1 protein-coding gene and 1 pseudogene are annotated in these 3,083 nt (G+C 73.7%); both read right to left on the bottom strand.

Going from position 1 to position 3,083, the window contains the following annotated elements; translation table 11 throughout:
- Nucleotides 1–132: 132 nt before the first annotated feature.
- Nucleotides 133–1,935 (bottom strand): annotated as a pseudogene (locus AB0M28_RS40255) (Xaa-Pro dipeptidyl-peptidase); the annotation flags it as partial.
- 202 nt (nucleotides 1,936–2,137) lie between these two features.
- Complete coding sequence (locus tag AB0M28_RS40250; RefSeq protein ID WP_365415778.1) at nucleotides 2,138–3,040, bottom strand: LysR family transcriptional regulator; 903 nt, start codon at nucleotides 3,038–3,040, stop codon at nucleotides 2,138–2,140.
- Nucleotides 3,041–3,083: the final 43 nt, after the last annotated feature.

Raw genomic sequence — 3,083 nt, 5'->3', positions numbered from 1 at the left:
GTCTTCACGGAGGCGGGCCTGACCATGCCGGACAAACCCACCTGGCATCAGGTCGCCGATCTGGCGGCGAAGGCCGACGGCGCCCGCTCGGGCATACGGCGCCACGGGCAGCGTCACCGTGCTGGCCGCGGTGCGCACCCCGAGTTCGGTGCCGGCCGGGTAGCGCAGGGTGTAGTCGTAGTCCGTGGAGATCAGCACGACGCCGAGCCGGTGGCCCGCCTTGAACACGTAGTCCTGCGGCTGCATCCCCCAGTTCAGCTGGTACTCCACGCCCTCCAGGACCGGGTCCTGGCGGTCCATGGCGTGCCGGTTGCGGGCGTCGATCCAGCCCCGCGAGACGATCTTGAAGTCGGCGGTCTCGGTGCGGTGCCCCGTCCGGTACGCGCAGCCGGTGTCCGTCGAGTTCGGCAGCGGCTCGCCGTAGCAGACCAGCCCCGCCGCCGTGTTGGTGAACGTCCCGGCGGTGGCCCGGGTGTCACGCCCGTAGTCCACCAGCAGCGCCGTCACATACGGGGACGAGCCGTCGAGGGACGCCCGTACGGACAGCTCCGGGGTGCCGTTGACCCGCAGATCGCGGGTCAGTGGGCCGGTGGTGTAGACGAGCCGGTCGCCGCGGGCCGCGTCCGGGTCCGTGGCCAGTTCCTCGGCGCGCACGGTGCGGCCGTCGTCCGTCATGGACTGCACGACGGAGCGCTCCGGCAGGGCGTCCAGCCCGTCCGCGTTCAGCCGCAGCGTCAGGTCCCGGGTGCCGGCCGCCGGCCACTCCGACTGCCGCTTCCAGGTGAAGTCGGCCTGCTCCACGTCCACGCGCGGCTCGTCGGTGGCGCCGTTGTCCAGGCCGTACAGGAAGTGGTCGTACCACTGGTGCACCTGCCGCAGCCACTCCTCCATCCGCAGCGGCATCGGGTTGCTGTGGCCCGCCTGGTGCAGCCACAGCTTGCGCGGGACGCCGTTGTCCTTGAGCGCCTCCCACAACTGGCCCACGTGCTGGGTCTTGACGTTCCAGTCGTTGAGGCCGTGCACGGCGAAGACCGCCGCCCTGATGTTCCCGGCGTCCTTCAGATAGTCCCGCTCCTGCCAGTACGGGCCCCAGTCGCCCGTCACCCGGTCCTGGTCGCGGGTCAGCCCGTCGATCACGGTCCGGCACACGGCGCGGTCGGACCGCGTGTACACGTACTCCGCGAGCACGTCGGTGTCCTCGCCCTGGAAACCGCCCGGGGCGACGACGCCGCCGTTCGCGCGGTAGTAGTCGTACCAGGAGGAGATCCCGGAGATCGGCACGATGGCCTTCAGCCCGGGGACGCCCGTGGTGGCGACGGCGGTGGGCAGCGTGCCGTTGTACGAGATGCCCATCATCGCCGAGTTCCCCGTCGACCAGCCGGCGGTGACCGGGGCGCCGGCGAGGTCCCAGCCGCGCGCCCGGCCGCTCAGCCACTCGATGGCGGCCTTCGCGCCGAGCGTCTCGTTGCGCGCGCCGGACGTCGGGCAGCCGGTGGAGCCGCCGGTGCCGACGCTGTCGACCTGGGCGACGGCATAGCCGCGGGGCAGGAAGTAGTTGTCGTAGTAGCCGGACCAGGGCACGGACGGCCCGGTGAGCCCCGGCCGGTCGGGACGGCCGGTGGGTAGCCCCGCCAGCCCGTCCTCGTCCAGGTCGACGCCGTGGTTCGCGACGTCGTTGCCGCCGGCCCAGTACGGGCTCGCCTCGACGATCGTGGCCACCTTCAGGCCCCGGTCGGTCTCCGCGGGGCGCAGGATGCGCATGCGTACGGTGTCCAGCCGCCCGTCGCCGTCGCTGTCCACCTCCGTCTCCACGTCCACCTGCTGCAGCACGGCGTCGGCGCGGGAGAAGGCGGGCTGGGTGGTGTTGTCCACGATCCGCAGCGCCGGTACGTCCTCGGCGTGCGCGGCGGGCAGCGGGGCGGCGGCGAGGGCCACGGCGACGGCGCCGAGGGCGGCGCGCCGGGCTATGCCTCTGCCGGACGTACGGGATCTGACGGCCACAGGGCCTCCAAGACAGGGAGCGGTGATCACTTGCTGGCGTGTCACATTGCACCGCAGAACCCCGGGTCCCACCAGGCCCTGGAATCAGGGAAGTTGCCCGCCGCCGGGAACGCTCAGCGGGCGTCGGCGCCTGCCGTCAGCGGGCCGCCGCCGCGCCCAGCGCGTCCAGCACCGGCCGCAGCAGCGGGTGCTCCTCGGCCCCGTGCCGTACGGCGGCGAAGACCTTGCGCGTCGGCGCCACCGAGTCCACCGGCCGTACCGCCACGTCCGTCAGGTCCATGCCGTGCAGCGCCGAGCGGGGGACCAGCGCGACGCCCGCGCCGGCCTGGGCGAGGGCCACCACGGCCCGGAAGTCGTCCGACGAGTGCTCGAACTGGGGCTGGAAACCCGCGTGTTCGCAGGCCAGCACCACCACGTCGTGGCACGGGTTGCCGGGGTAGGGGCCGATCCAGGTGTCCTTCGCCAGCTCCTCGAGCGCCACGCGCTCCGCGCCCGCCAGCCGGTGCAGCACCGGCAGCACGGCGTCGAACGGCTCCTCGTACAGCGGCACGCGGCTCAGCCGGGGGTCGTCCGCGCCGGGCGCGCCCCGGTACTCCACCGCCACCGCGATGTCGACCTGCCGGTCCAGCACCATCGGCAGGCTCGCGTCCCCCTCGGCGTCCAGCACCCGCACCCGGATACCGGGGGCGGTCCGCCCCAGCCCGGCCAGCGCGGGGCCGACGACGAGGTTGATCCCGGTCGCGAAGGACGCCAGGGTCACCGTGCCGGCGGCGCCCGTGCTGTACGCGGCCAGCTCCGCCTCCGCGCGCTCCAGCTGGGCCAGCACGGCGTTGGTGTGCCGCAGCAGGATCTCCCCGGCGGGGGTGAGGCGCACGCCCTTCGCCCCGCGCTCGACCAGCTTGTGCCCGGTCTCCTGCTCCAGCGCGGCCAGCTGCTGCGACACGGCGGAGGGCGTCAGGTACAGCGCGGCAGCCGCCGCGGTCACGGTCCCGTGGTCCGCGACCGCGCGCAGGATGTGCAGCCGCCGCGCCTCGATCATGCCCCGATTCTCGCATGCTGGACACCCGCCGCGGTCCGGACCC

The organism is Streptomyces sp. NPDC051940 (assembly GCF_040680895.1).
In the GTDB taxonomy this organism is placed as follows: domain Bacteria; phylum Actinomycetota; class Actinomycetes; order Streptomycetales; family Streptomycetaceae; genus Streptomyces.
This window is presented reverse-complemented; position numbering and strand designations above follow the sequence as displayed.

What these genes read in the sequence shown, in the direction of transcription:
- AB0M28_RS40250 (WP_365415778.1), bottom strand. Translation starts at nt 3,040, where the DNA reads ATGATCGAGGCGCGGCGGCTGCACATCCTGCGCGCGGTCGCGGACCAC.